The organism is Sodalis ligni, assembly GCF_016865525.2.
Lineage (GTDB): Bacteria > Pseudomonadota > Gammaproteobacteria > Enterobacterales > Enterobacteriaceae > Acerihabitans > Acerihabitans ligni.
Genome location: NZ_CP075169.1, coordinates 1,971,524 through 1,984,897 on the forward strand (window position 1 = coordinate 1,971,524; position 13,374 = coordinate 1,984,897).

Here is a 13,374-nt window from a genome sequence, read left to right on the forward strand (position 1 = left end):
CAAGGTTGAAAAAAGAGGGGTAAGTCGCTCATACTCCTTGCACTATCCTTTTTGCTACAAGGAACGATGCCATGGCAGAAGAAACCATTTTCAGCAAGATTATCCGCCGGGAAATCCCTTCGGAAATCGTTTATCAGGATGAGCTGGTTACCGCTTTTCGCGATATCTCCCCCAAAGCCCCAAGCCACATCGTTATAGTGCCGAACGTGCTGATCCCCACGGTAAATGATGTCACCGCCGAACATGAAGCGGCGCTGGGACGCATGTTTACCGCCGCGGCGAAAATCGCCGAGCAGGAAGGGATCGCCGAGGACGGTTTCCGGTTGATAATCAACTGTAATCGCCACGGCGGCCAAGAGGTCTATCATCTGCATATGCATCTTTTGGGCGGTAAAGCCCTCGGACCGCTGGTGTCATACTGATCGGGGAAATATATGCGTTTTGCGCGTTTTGCTCCGTCATTGTTAGCGGGCCTGCTGCTGGCCGCGGGTTGCAGTAGCGGCGGCCATAAGACGCTGATGATTAACAATCAGCAATCCCTGGTGATGGATCCGTCGGTGATGATGGCGGGCATAAACGCCCAGCCGCCCTCCATCGGCGACGTTCAGGGACAAAAGCGGGCTGCGGCCGTGATACACAATGACCAGTCCCATCCGGTCACTGTTCATTACTGTTTCTATTGGTATGACCGGCAGGGTCTGGATATCCTGCCTTATGCCAGCGTGCAGACCCTGGTAATCCCGCCGGGCGCCACGGTGACGGTGGATGCCACCAGCGGTAATCTTGAGGCGCGACAAGTCCGCCTTTATCTTTATATCTGATTTTCGCCTGAGTGAGCAAAGATGAAAAAGTTTACCTTCGTCGTGCTGGCCGCCATGGTCCTGACCGGATGTCTGACACGTCCGCCAGAGCAGCAACAGCCGGCTCCCATAGAACCGGCGCAGCCTGTGCCTAGTCAACCCCCGGTGTCCGTGCCGCCGCCGGCGACGGTACCGGCGCCGCCGACCATCAGGACGCTTGACTGGCAGGGCAGCGTCGCACCGCTGGTGCAACAGATGCTCACCGTTAAGGATATCGCTCCGGGAAGCATGCTAGTGGTCAATACGGTCAAAAACAATACCAACGGCACTATACAGACCGCCAAGGCCACCGACGCCATCTACAATGCCCTGGCGTCCAATGGTAAGTTTACCGTCGTCGCCCAGCCGCAGATCACCGCGGCCAAGCAAACCCTCGGCCTATCGACGGATGACAGCCTGGAGTCGCGGAGCAAAGCGGTGGGACTGGCGCGTTACGTTAATGCGCAATACGTCCTGTACACCGATGCCGGCGGTGACGCCAAGGCGCCGGACCTGGAGATGCAGCTGATGCTGGTGCAGACCGGGGAGATTATCTGGTCGGGAAAAGGAAGTGTACAACCCTGATTTTGATCTCACCTTGTGGTTAAGACGGCTATTGCCCCCATCGGCATCAGCCGGCTGCCAGGTAGAGAAGGTGAGCGGGCTGAGCGGCGAAAGCCGGCGCGTGCGCGCCGGGGAACGGGACTGGCTGGCGCGGCAGGTCACGCCGCATAAACGCATGCTAGGGGCCGACAATGTGCGCGAATATCGCATTTTGCGGCAGCTTTCCGCCAGCGGATTAGCGCCTAGGCCCGTCGCGCTGATCCCCCGCGGGTTAGTGGTGGACTGGACCCCGGGTGAGAGCCTGTCCGCGGTACAGTGGCAGGAGTGCCTAAACAATGGCTCGCTCGCCCGGCGGATCGGGCAATTACACCGGCTGCCGCGCTACGGTTATCCGCTGGCGCTCCAAGGCCGCTATGAAACCTATTGGCAATTGACCGATCCCGCCCGGCGCTGTCCGGCCTGGCTGCGGCTGCATCAGCGGTTTATGGCGCAAAAACCCCCTACGCCCTTGAAAGTGGTACCGATGCATATGGATGTGCATGCCGACAATCTTATTCGTGACCGGCAGGGGGCTATCTCTCTTATTGATTGGGAATATGCCGCCGACGGTGACTTTGCCCTGGAGCTGGCGGCGCTGTTTCGCGGCAATGGCCTGAACATCCGGCAGCAGACCGCGTTTTTGGCCGCCTACCCGGCCTGTTCCGGCGGATTTACCCCGGCCGCCGTAACACGGCAGATTTCCGCCTGGCTACCCTGGGTGGATTACCTGATGCTGATGTGGTACGAAGTGCGCTGGCACCAAACCCGGCAGCGTCAATTTTTGCAGTTTGCCCGGCCGCCGCGGCTCCGTTTGGGGCTACCGGTCTGAAGGCCGCCGCGGCCACGGGCGGGATGACGTCCGATTAGGGATTATAAACAAGAATATATACCCTAAATAATTCGAATCGCAGGAAGGCCAATGCACCTGCAGTTTGAAGCATGCTGGGAATATCAAAATGTTGAGGTTGCTGTGGGTCCACTGATGTTAGATGTCGCCGGCTACGAGCTGGATAACGAAGAACGCGAAATATTACAGCACCCGCTGGTGGGCGGTGTGATTATCTTTACCCGGAATTATCACGATCCCGAACAGCTGGCGGCATTGATTAGACAAATACGTAAAGCCTCCCGCGAGCGCCTGGTGGTGGCGGTGGATCAGGAGGGCGGACGGGTACAGCGCTTTCGCGAGGGATTTACCCTGATACCGGCGGCTCAGTCCTATGCCGCGTTGCTGGATATGCCGGAAGCCTTGCGTATGGCCCGTGAAGCCGGCTGGTTAATGGCCTCTGAAATGATCAGCATGGATATCGATATCAGCTTTGCGCCGGTATTAGACATCGGCCACGGCAGCGCGGCAATCGGCGAGCGGGCTTTTCATGACCAGCCGGAAACGGCGGTTGAATTGGCGGCCAGCTTTATCGACGGCATGCATGAAGCCGGCATGAAGGCCACCGGCAAGCATTTTCCCGGCCATGGGGCGGTAATAGCGGATTCCCATAAGGAAACGCCGGTGGACTCCCGGACGCTTACGGAAATCCGCAGGCGGGACATGAGCGTTTTTGCCGCCCTGATCCAGCGCGGCGCGCTGGATGCCATCATGCCCGCCCATGTTATCTATCCTGACGCCGATCCCCTTCCCGCCAGCGGCTCTCCTTTCTGGTTAAAACAGGTGTTGCGGCAAGAACTGTCGTTCAACGGCATTATTTTCTCCGATGATTTATCCATGGAAGGCGCGGCGGTGATGGGAAGCTATACCGAGCGGGCGCAGGCCTCCATGGCGGCCGGCTGCGATATGATATTGGTTTGCAACAATCGCGCCGGCGCGGTATCGGTATTGGATAATCTGTCGGCGATCAATGTCGAGGCGCCGGCCGCGTTATACCATCGGGGAAGCTGCCCTCGAAAAACCCTAATGAGTTCCGCCAGATGGCGGCAAACCCATCGGCAGCTGACTCTGCTATCGAAGCAATGGGCGGATGAGAAACAGCGGCGGGAGGAGGACCCCCAACGCTGAGGCATCGGCAACCGACCCTATGCAAGAGGAGGGATAACGATGATCATCTATTTGCACGGTTTTGATTCCAATAGTCCCGGTAATCACGAAAAGGTGCTGCAACTGCAGTTTATTGATCCCGATGTCCGGCTGATAAGTTACAGCACGCTCCACCCGCGTCACGATATGCAGCATCTCCTTAAAGAAGTGGACAAGATGCAGCAGTTGACCGATGACGAGCGTCCGCTGATTTGCGGCGTGGGGCTGGGCGGCTTTTGGGCGGAACGGATCGGTTTCCTGTGCGACATGCGCCAGGTTATCGTCAATCCCAACCTTTTCCCCGCGGAGAATATGCCCGGCAAAATAGACAGGCCGGAAGAGTATGTGGATATCGCCACTAAATGCGTGGAAAACTTCCGCGATAAAAATCGCGACCGCTGTCTGGTTTTGCTGTCCCGACACGACGAAGCCCTCGACAACCAGCGTAGCGCCGATCTGCTTAAGCCCTACTACGAGATAATCTGGGACGAAAAGCAAAGCCACAAATTCAAAAACATTTCGCCCCATTTGTTGAGGATCCAAGCTTTCAAGGCGCTGGGTTAGGGCGTCCGTCTCAAAATGCCGTCCCCTGAAAATTGATTTATATCAATTTTGGTATGACCAAATGACCTGACATGATAATCTTACTTCAGTAAGAAATTATTTCAGCGTAACCACGTGTTATATAAGGATATTCATAAGCCTTTATTAACGGTTGGTTTACAATTGGAGGTCATTTTGCCATCAACCCTAAAGAAAATTGTCATCATCGGCGGCGGCGCCGGCGGGCTGGAGCTGGCCACCCGCCTGGGTAATACCCTTGGCCGCAAGCGTCGGGCACAGATTACCCTGGTGGATCGCAATCACAGCCATTTATGGAAACCCCTGTTGCATGAGGTGGCCACCGGTTCGCTGGATGAAGGCGTCGACGCCATCAGCTATCTAGCCCATGCCCATAACCATCATTTTCATTTTCAGATGGGCAGCCTGAGCGACATCGACCGCGGCGAAAGAAAGGTTCAGCTGGATGCTATCCGCGACAGCGCCGGCGAACTACTGGTGCCGGCGCGGCATCTCTCCTATGACATTCTGGTCATGGCGCTGGGCAGCGTATCCAATGATTTCGGCACCGAAGGCGTGAAGGAACATTGCATTTTCCTGGATAATCCGGTGGAGGCTCAGCGTTTCCATCACCGGATGCTGAATTTGTTTTTACGGCACTCAACCCGATCCAACGACGATGAACGGGTCAATATCGCTATTGTCGGCGGCGGCGCCACCGGCGTGGAACTGTCGGCGGAGTTGCACAATGCCGTACAGGAATTGCACAGCTACGGTTTTGAGGGCGTCGATAACCAGGCGCTGAATGTCACCCTTGTCGAAGCCGGGGAACGTATATTGCCGGCTCTGCCGGTACGTATCTCTTCATCCGCCCATCAGGAGCTGACGAAAATGGGCGTACGGGTGCTCACCGGCACGCTGGTGACCCGTGCCGCAGCGGACGGACTGACCACCAAAGAGGGCGAATTTATCCCGGCGGAGCTGATGGTATGGGCGGCCGGCATCAAGGCGCCGGATTTTATGAAGGATATCGCCGGACTGGAAACCAATCGCGCCAACCAGCTGGTGGTGCAGCCGACGCTGCAAACTACCCGGGATCCGATGATTTTCGCCATCGGCGATTGCGCCTCCTGTCCGCAGGATTCCGGCCGGCTTGTACCGCCGCGAGCCCAGGCGGCCCACCAGATGGCGACGCGGGCCTATGGCAATATTCTGGCGTTATTGAACGAAAAACCCCTAACGGCCTACGTTTACAAAGATCACGGCTCGCTGGTATCGCTTTCCCGGTTCAGCACCGTCGGCAGCCTGATGGGTAATTTAATGCGCGGCTCCATGATGATCGAAGGGCGCATCGCCCGGGCGGTCTATATCTCGCTTTACCGCATGCATCAGATTGCACTGCACGGCCTGCTTAAAACCGGCCTGATGATGCTGGTGGGGCGTATCAACCGGGTCATCCGGCCGCATTTGAAACTGCATTAATGTCCCGGCCCTGCCGCAGGCAGGGCCAACACCACCTCGCAACGTCCCGATACCTACGGCGATGGCTACCCGCTGTCCGTCAAGCAATCTATGACGCCTTTGTCTTATTCTTCAGTATAAAGTGTTAATAAATCGATCGGAAGTGTTAAGAATTCTCTCAAAATTGGATTTATGACGGAGAAATGCACCATTTTCAGCCATCTGTCTTATTGCCACTCTTGACTCGCTTGGGCAGACTTCGCACTAACCGGGGTAATAATCGCGCATGTCGTCTCGGTCGGGTTGGGGTTGCCGTCAAAACATTATCCTCTGGCGCAGGCGCCCCGCTGTGTGAAGCTGCTCTCTCGCAGTGATGCGCGAATGTTGATTTAAGGAGAATTTTCCATGAATAAATCGATGTTAGCCGGCGTCGGCATAGGCGTAATAGCGGCTTCCGGCATTGCAGCGGTGGCCGGGTTGGACGTATTCTCCTCCGGCCCAAAATATGCGCAGGTGGTTACGGCGACGCCTATCAATGAAACCGTCAGGACTCCTCGTCAGCAGTGCCGTACCGTTGCCGTTACCCACCGGCGCCCGGTGCAGGATGAAAATAAAATTGCCGGGTCGCTCATCGGCGCGGTAGCGGGCGGGGTGCTCGGGCATCAGTTCGGCGGCGGTCACGGCAGAAGCGTGACCACGGTTGCCGGCGCGCTGGCGGGCGGCTATGCCGGAAACCAGGTACAGGGCAGCCTGCAGAATAACGACACCTACACCACCAACCAGGAGCGGTGCCAGACGGTGTATGACAAATCGCAGAAACTGCTCGGTTACGATGTGACTTACAAAATTGGCGATCAAGAGGGCAAAATCCGCATGGATCGCGATCCCGGCACCAAGATACCCTTGGACAGACAAGGACGCCTGGATCTTAGCGGCAGCAACAGCGATAACAAGGCCTAAGCCGCCGGATCCATATGGCACGCCAGGCCCGCAATCACCGGAGGTGCAACGGCGTGTTAAAGGGAGACCGGGCCGATGGGGTCGAAACGGCTCAGGCCGGAAGCCGATGCTGATCCAAGCCTTCCAGCAGTTGATGCACATACTCCAGCCGGGCCGGACGACCCGGCAGCTCCTTAATAAACTTCAGCCGGGTCGGGCCGTCCAGCCGAAAGGTCTTCGGGTCGCGTTGCAATAAGCCAATCAAATATCCCGGATCGACGCAATTCTTCCCGCTGAACTCAATAAAGCCGCCCTTGTCATTGCCCTCGATACGCTTAATCCCGAGCTTGCGGGCACGCTGGCGCAGCACGGCAATATCCAGCAAATGACGGGCCGGATCGGGCAGCAGCCCGAACCTGTCTATAAGTTCAACCTTGAGCTCTTCAATCTCCTGCTTGTCCGGCGCGCTGGCGATGCGCTTATAAAAGGACAGCCGCGTATTCACGTCGGGAATATACTCCTCCGGCAACAGAGCCGGCATACGCAACTCCACGTCGGTCAATTCGCTGGTAAGATCCTCCAGCGACGGCTCCCGCCCGGCTTTCAGGGCCTCCACCGCGCTTTCCAGCAATTCCATATACAGCGAAAAGCCGATGGTTTCCAGTTGGCCGCTCTGATCTTCCCCCAACAGTTCCCCGGCGCCGCGGATCTCCAGATCATGGGTTGCCAAAGCGAATCCGGCGCCCAAATCTTCCAGTGAAGCGATGGCTTCCAGCCGTTTCAGCGCGTCCTGGCTCATGGCTTTCGGCGGCGGCGTAAGCAGGTAGGCATAAGCCTGATGATGGGAACGCCCGACCCGGCCGCGCAGCTGGTGAAGCTGCGCCAGGCCGAAATTGTCCGCCCGCTCGATAATAATGGTATTGGCATTGGCAATATCGATGCCGGTCTCAATGATGGTGGTACACACCAGCACATTAAAGCGCTGATGATGAAAATCGTTCATCACCCGCTCCAGATCGCGCTCCCGCATCTGCCCGTGGCCGATGGCTATCCGTGCTTCCGGCACCAGCTCCTGCAGGCGCCGGGTGGCTTTCTCGATATTTTCCACATCATTATAGAGATAGTACACCTGGCCGCCGCGCAGCACTTCGCGCAGGATGGCCTCACGCACCACCAGGCTGTCATACTCCCGGACAAACGTTTTTACCGCCAGGCGGCGCGCCGGCGGCGTGGCGATAATGGACAAATCGCGCATGCCGCTCATGGCCATATTCAGCGTGCGGGGAATGGGGGTGGCGGTCAGGGTCAAAATGTCCACATCGGCCCGCATCGCTTTGATGCGCTCCTTATGCCGCACCCCGAAGCGGTGCTCCTCATCCACAATCAGCAGGCCCAAATCCCGCCATTTGATATCGCTTTGCAGCAGCTTATGGGTGCCGATAAGAATATCCACCTTGCCGTCGGCGGTCAGCTCCAGCACCTGGGCCTGATCCTTGGCGCTGCGAAAGCGGGAGATCATCTCGATGCGTACCGGCCAGTTGGCGAAGCGATCGCGGAAATTATCGAAGTGTTGCTGCGCCAGCAGGGTAGTGGGCACCAGGACGGCTACCTGTTTGTGATTCTCGATGGCCAGGAAGGCGGCGCGCATGGCCACTTCGGTTTTGCCGAAGCCGACATCGCCGCACACCAGGCGATCCATGGCCAGCGGGCGGCACATGTCGCTAAGCACCGCATTAATGGCCTGCGCCTGGTCGGGGGTGGGTTCAAAGGGGAAACCTTCGCAGAACAGCTGGTAATTTTCACGGTTGTGGCGAAAGGCAAAGCCGGTTTTCGCCGCGCGCTGAGCGTAAATATCCAGCAGTTCGGCCGCCACGTCCCGTACTCGCTCCGCCGCTTTTTGCCGGGCGCGCGACCAGGCATCGCCTCCCAGTTTGTGCAATGGGGCGTTTTCTTCCGAACCGCCTGCGTAGCGGCTGATCAAATGCAGCGACGAAACCGGCACGTAGAGCTTGTCATGGCCGGCATAAGTCAGAATCAGGTATTCCGCCTTGATGCCGCCGGCTTCAAGGGTAGTCATACCGGCGTAGCGGCCGACGCCGTGTTCAAGATGAACCACCGGCTGGCCGGGGCGCAGTTCCGCCAGATTGCGTATCAGCGTATCGGCATTGATGGTGCGGCGATTGTCCTGGCGCCGCCGGCTGACCCGTTCCCCCAGCAGATCCCCTTCGCAAATCAGGGCGCGGCGATGGTAATTATCGATAAAACCGCGCTCGCTGGCGCCGATGATCAGGTAATTCCCCGGCGTCTCGGCATTATCCAGCCGCTGGATTAAGCGGGGATTGAGTTTGATGCGGGCCAGCAGTTCCTGCAGGGTTTCTCGCCGCCCTTCGCTTTCCACCGAAAAAATCACCCGGCCGTCGAACTGCTCGCAAAACCGGCGCAGTTTATCCAGCGGGGCTTTGTTCTGCGCCTCAACCGCCAGGTCGGGCAGGGGGTGATAATCCAGATTGATATTGGCGGATTTCTCCGGCAGCTTGTCGCTGATAAGCTGTATCCGCGGCCAGTTTTTCAGTTCGCTGAACAAACTGTCCACCCGCAGCCATAATAACTCCGGCGCCACCAGCGGACGCATGGGATCCACGCCGCGGTTTTCGTAGCGCAACTGCACATCCTGCCAGAAACGGTTCGCGCCGGTATCCAAATCGCCGGTGTTGATAAGCAGCGTATTGGCCGGCAAATAACTGAACAGCGGCGGCAGCGGCTCGCTGAAAAACAGAGGCTGCCAGTATTCGATACCGGTGGGCAGCATACCTTTGCTCACCTGCTGGTAAATATGTTCGGCGTCCCGCCGTACCTCGAATTGTTCACGCCACTGGCTGCGAAACAGCTCAATGGCGGTTTTGTCGGTGGGAAATTCATGGGCCGGCAGCAGATTGATACTCTCCACCTCATGCAGGGTCCGCTGGCTATCCACGTCGAAAATGCGCAGGCTGTCGATTTCATCATCGAAAAAGTCAATACGATAGGGCTCTTCGCTGCCCATGGGATAGAGGTCGAGCAGGGCGCCCCGGGTGGCGAACTCTCCGTGCTCCATCACCTGGTCCACTCCCCGGTAGCCGGCCTGCTCCAACTGGGCGCGCAGCCTGTCGCGGGACAGCCGCTGGCCCTTTTTCATCACCAGCGCATGCCCGTGCAGGAAGGAGTGCGGACATACCCGTTGCATCAGGGTATTGATCGGCAGGATAATAATTCCCCGCTCCATCGACGGCAGTTGGTATAATGTCGATAGCCGGTCGGAAATAATTTCCTGATGCGGTGAAAAATTGTCGTAAGGCAGCGTTTCCCAATCGGGCAGGGTAATCACCCTCTGGGCGGTAAACTGGCTGATTTCATCACGCAGCCGCAGGGCGTTTTGCACATCCGGCGCTATCAGCATGACCGGGCCGGGATAGCGATCGACAATGGCGGCGCATTCCACTGCGCAGGCCGCACCGGTGAGCTGACCCAATAAACGCTGTTCACCGGGGCGTACAGGTAAGGTATAACGATATTGTTCGGACATAAACAGTGGCTAAATCTCTTCTTTTACGTTTGGGGTGCGTTACGGGGCCTTTTCAGCACGGCCTGTGGCGAATCGGTTATGCAGTAAGCATGATGGCGTATGTTGAGTTGCCTAACAAGAATAAAAGCCGGTTATGGCGGCGGTTAATGGTTCCATAAAACGGTACGACCCTTTATTATCCTTGATCACTTTGCTTTGGCAACCGCATCCAAACGGAATTCAATGTATCAACCTGTCGCATTATATATCGGCCTGCGCTACATGCGCGGGCGGGCATCGGACCGATTCGGGCGCTTTGTCTCCTGGCTATCCACCATCGGCATCACCCTCGGCGTTATGGCGCTGGTCACCGTATTATCGGTGATGAACGGCTTTGAGCGCGAGCTCGAAGGCAATATTCTCGGCGTGATGCCCCATGCGCTTATTACCACGGCCGAAGGCTCGTTGGATCCTAAACGTATTCCGCCTTCAGCGCTAGAAAGACTTGCGGGTATAAGCCATATCGCTCCCCTCGTGACCGGCGACGTCGTGCTGCAAAGCGCGCGCAGCGTGGCGGTGGGGGTGATGCTGGGAGTCAATCCCGCGGACCCGGAACCTCTGGCCCGCTTTCTGGTGAACGTGCGGATGGATGCGCTTGCCCCCGGCGGTTACCAGGTGATCCTGGGAGAACAACTGGCCGGCCAGCTCGGGGTGAAACGCGGCGATCGGCTGCGGCTGATGGTGCCGGGCGCCAGCCAGTTCACGCCGATGGGCCGCATTCCCAGCCAGCGTCTATTCACCGTTGCCGGCACCTTTAACGCCAATAGCGAAGTGGACGGTTACCAGCTCTTGACCAATCAGCAGGACGCCTCGCGCCTGATGCGCTATCCGGCCGGCAATATCACCGGCTGGCGCCTGTGGCTGAACAAGCCGCTGGACGTGGACGCCGTCAGCCGCCAGGCGATGCCGCCGGGCACGGTCTGGAAGGATTGGCGCGAACGCAAGGGAGAACTGTTCCAGGCGGTGCGCATGGAAAAAAACATGATGGGTTTGCTGCTCAGCCTGATTGTGGCGGTGGCGGCGTTTAATATCATCACCTCCCTGGGCTTGCTGGTGATGGAGAAACAGGGCGAAGTGGCGATATTGCAAACCCTCGGCCTAACCCGTCGCCAGGTGATGCTGGTGTTTATGGTCCAGGGCGCCGGCGCCGGTATCATCGGTGCGCTGCTGGGGACCGGGCTCGGGCTGTTGCTGGCCAGCCAGCTTAACAATCTGATGCCGATGATCGGCACCTTCCTCGACGGCGCGCAGTTGCCGGTGGATATCGATTCCCTGCAGGTAGCCGTCATCGCCGTGCTGGCGATGGCGGTGGCGTTGCTGTCCACGCTTTATCCCTCCTGGCGCGCCGCCGCCGCTCATCCCGCCGAGGCTTTACGTTATGAATAGTGCTCCTTTGTTGCAGTGTAACAAGTTGAGTAAGCGTTATCAGGAAGGCAAGCTGTTTACCGATGTGCTGCGCGACGTGACCTTTTCCCTGCAGCCGGGAGAAATGATGGCCATCGTGGGCAGTTCCGGTTCCGGCAAAAGCACCTTGCTGCATATGCTGGGGGGATTGGACGAACCCACCTCCGGCGAGGTGATTTTCGAAGGGCGGCAGTTGAACAGCCTGTCGTCCCAGGCGCGGGCGGAGATCCGTAACCGCCGGCTGGGATTTATCTATCAGTTTCATCATTTGCTGCCGGATTTCACCGCTATGGAGAACATCGCCATGCCGCTGCTGATTGGCGGCACCTCTGCCCAAGAGGCGCGAGCAACGGCGCGTGAAATGCTGGCGTCGGTGGGGCTGGAGAAGCGAGGCCGGCACCGGCCGTCCGAGCTGTCCGGCGGCGAGCGCCAGCGGGTGGCCATTGCCCGCGCGCTGGTGAACCATCCGGCGCTGGTGCTGGCGGACGAGCCTACCGGGAATCTGGATCAGCGCACCGCCGACAGTATTTTTGAACTGCTGGGTGAACTGAATATGCGCCAGGGCACGGCGTTCCTGGTGGTTACCCATGACCTGCATCTGGCCCGGCGGTTGAATCGCCAGCTTGAAATGCGCGACGGGCAGCTGTGGCAGGACGGCGAATTGCTGGGAGTGCGGGAATGATAGGTATCCCGCTTTCATTGACGATTGCGCTGCGTTTTAGCCGGGGAAGGCGGCGCGGGGGCATGGTCTCGCTGATTTCCATCATCTCCACCCTGGGCATTGCGCTGGGCGTGGCGGTGCTGATTATCGGCCTGAGCGCCATGAATGGTTTCGAACGGGAGCTGAACAACCGCATTCTGGCGGTAGTGCCCCATGGTGAAATCGAGCCGGTAAATCCGCCCTTCACCGATTGGCCGGCGATATTGACCCGTATCGAAAAGGTGCCTGGCATCGCCGCCGCGGCGCCCTATGTGAACTTTACCGGCCTGATTGAACGGGAGGACAAGCTGAAAGCCGTTCAGGTCAGGGGCGTCGATACCGCGCAGGAGGCCCGGTTAAGCGCGCTGCCGCAGTATGTACAGGGCGATGCCTGGCGGAATTTCAGCGCCGGTAAACAGCAGATCATTATCGGACAGGGGGTGGCGCAGGCTCTTAACGTCAAGCAGGGCGACTGGCTGACCATCATGATCCCCAACAGCGATCCGCAAATGAAGCTGCTGGAGCCCAAGCGCATCCGCCTGCAGGTGGAAGGTATCCTGGCTCTGAGCGGCCAGCTGGATCACAGCTTCGCCATGGTGCCGCTGGCGGATGCCCAGCAGTATCTGGACATGGCGCAGGATGTCAGCGGCATCGCCATCAAGGTCAATAATCCCTTTATCGCCAATAAGCTGGTACGGGATGCCGGCGAAGTGACCCGCTCCTATGTCTACATCCGCAGCTGGATGGGTACTTACGGCTATATGTACCGGGATATCCAGATGATTCGCGCCATTATGTATCTGGCCATGGTGCTGGTTATCGGCGTAGCCTGTTTTAATATTGTCTCCACGCTGGTGATGGCGGTTAAGGATAAAAGCGAAGATATTGCCATATTGCGAACGCTGGGGGCCAAAGACAGGCTCACCCGTGCTATTTTTATCTGGTACGGTCTGTTGGCAGGACTGACGGGAAGCGTGAGCGGCGTGGTGGTAGGGGTATTGGTGGCGTTGAATCTGACGGGACTGGTCAAGGGCATTGAATCGCTGCTGGGCCATAATCTGCTTTCCGGCGATATTTATTATATCGATTTTTTGCCCACCGAGCTGCATTGGCTGGATGTGGCCAGCGTGCTGGGCACGGCATTGCTGCTCAGCCTGGTGGCAAGCTGGTATCCGGCCCGTCGCGCCAGCCGCATCGATCCGGCGCGGGTACTTAGCGGTCAGTAGTCATGCAT

12 protein-coding genes are annotated in these 13,374 nt (G+C 58.1%); 11 read left to right on the forward strand and 1 reads right to left on the reverse strand.

What is annotated here, in order from left to right; genetic code table 11:
* Window positions 1–71: 71 nt before the first annotated feature.
* The 8 genes from hinT to GTU79_RS09305 all read left to right on the forward strand — a co-directional run bounded on the left by hinT (window position 72) and on the right by GTU79_RS09305 (window position 6,456).
* Window positions 72–422, forward strand: a complete 351-nt coding sequence (gene hinT, locus GTU79_RS09270; protein WP_132922480.1) for a purine nucleoside phosphoramidase — start codon at window positions 72–74, stop codon at window positions 420–422.
* A 12-nt stretch (window positions 423–434) separates the two neighbouring features.
* The gene (locus GTU79_RS09275) at window positions 435–821 is read left to right on the forward strand and encodes a YcfL family putative periplasmic lipoprotein (protein WP_203522130.1); all 387 of its coding nucleotides are present in this window, start codon (window positions 435–437) and stop codon (window positions 819–821) included.
* Window positions 822–842: 21 nt separating this feature from the next.
* On the forward strand, window positions 843–1,424 hold the full coding sequence (gene lpoB / locus GTU79_RS09280; protein WP_132922478.1) for a penicillin-binding protein activator LpoB: 582 nt from the start codon (window positions 843–845) through the stop codon (window positions 1,422–1,424).
* Entirely contained in the window at window positions 1,411–2,271 is an 861-nt protein-coding gene (locus GTU79_RS09285; protein WP_203522129.1) for a phosphotransferase, read from the forward strand. Before lpoB ends, GTU79_RS09285 begins: the two co-directional genes overlap by 14 nt.
* A gap of 141 nt (window positions 2,272–2,412) precedes the next feature.
* The gene (gene nagZ / locus GTU79_RS09290) at window positions 2,413–3,456 is read left to right on the forward strand and encodes a beta-N-acetylhexosaminidase (protein ID WP_214513864.1); all 1,044 of its coding nucleotides are present in this window, start codon (window positions 2,413–2,415) and stop codon (window positions 3,454–3,456) included.
* Between the two features lie 39 nt (window positions 3,457–3,495).
* Complete coding sequence (gene ycfP, locus GTU79_RS09295) at window positions 3,496–4,038, forward strand: alpha/beta hydrolase YcfP (RefSeq protein WP_132922475.1); 543 nt, start codon at window positions 3,496–3,498, stop codon at window positions 4,036–4,038.
* 174 nt (window positions 4,039–4,212) lie between these two features.
* Window positions 4,213–5,517, forward strand: a complete 1,305-nt coding sequence (locus tag GTU79_RS09300) for an NAD(P)/FAD-dependent oxidoreductase (RefSeq protein ID WP_203522127.1) — start codon at window positions 4,213–4,215, stop codon at window positions 5,515–5,517.
* A gap of 384 nt (window positions 5,518–5,901) precedes the next feature.
* The gene (locus GTU79_RS09305) at window positions 5,902–6,456 is read left to right on the forward strand and encodes a glycine zipper 2TM domain-containing protein (RefSeq protein ID WP_132922473.1); all 555 of its coding nucleotides are present in this window, start codon (window positions 5,902–5,904) and stop codon (window positions 6,454–6,456) included.
* Window positions 6,457–6,547: 91 nt separating this feature from the next.
* Here GTU79_RS09305 and mfd read toward each other — a convergent pair whose 3' ends face one another.
* The gene (gene mfd, locus GTU79_RS09310) at window positions 6,548–9,997 is read right to left on the reverse strand and encodes a transcription-repair coupling factor (RefSeq protein ID WP_203522126.1); all 3,450 of its coding nucleotides are present in this window, start codon (window positions 9,995–9,997) and stop codon (window positions 6,548–6,550) included.
* Window positions 9,998–10,219: 222 nt separating this feature from the next.
* On the opposite strand from mfd, the gene lolC reads away from it, so the two are divergent.
* Genes lolC through lolE form a run of 3 tightly spaced genes read left to right on the forward strand, consistent with a single transcriptional unit; the run spans window position 10,220 to window position 13,366 of the window.
* A complete protein-coding gene (gene lolC, locus GTU79_RS09315; RefSeq protein ID WP_203522125.1) occupies window positions 10,220–11,422 on the forward strand; it encodes a lipoprotein-releasing ABC transporter permease subunit LolC in 1,203 nt (400 codons plus the stop codon).
* Window positions 11,415–12,122 (forward strand): lipoprotein-releasing ABC transporter ATP-binding protein LolD, encoded by a 708-nt coding sequence (gene lolD, locus GTU79_RS09320; RefSeq protein WP_132922470.1) that lies wholly within the window; start codon window positions 11,415–11,417, stop codon window positions 12,120–12,122. Before lolC ends, lolD begins: the two co-directional genes overlap by 8 nt.
* Window positions 12,122–13,366, forward strand: a complete 1,245-nt coding sequence (lolE, locus tag GTU79_RS09325; RefSeq protein ID WP_165934280.1) for a lipoprotein-releasing ABC transporter permease subunit LolE — start codon at window positions 12,122–12,124, stop codon at window positions 13,364–13,366. The genes lolD and lolE overlap by 1 nt, the downstream gene beginning before the upstream one ends.
* The last annotated feature ends 8 nt before the right edge of the window (window positions 13,367–13,374 follow it).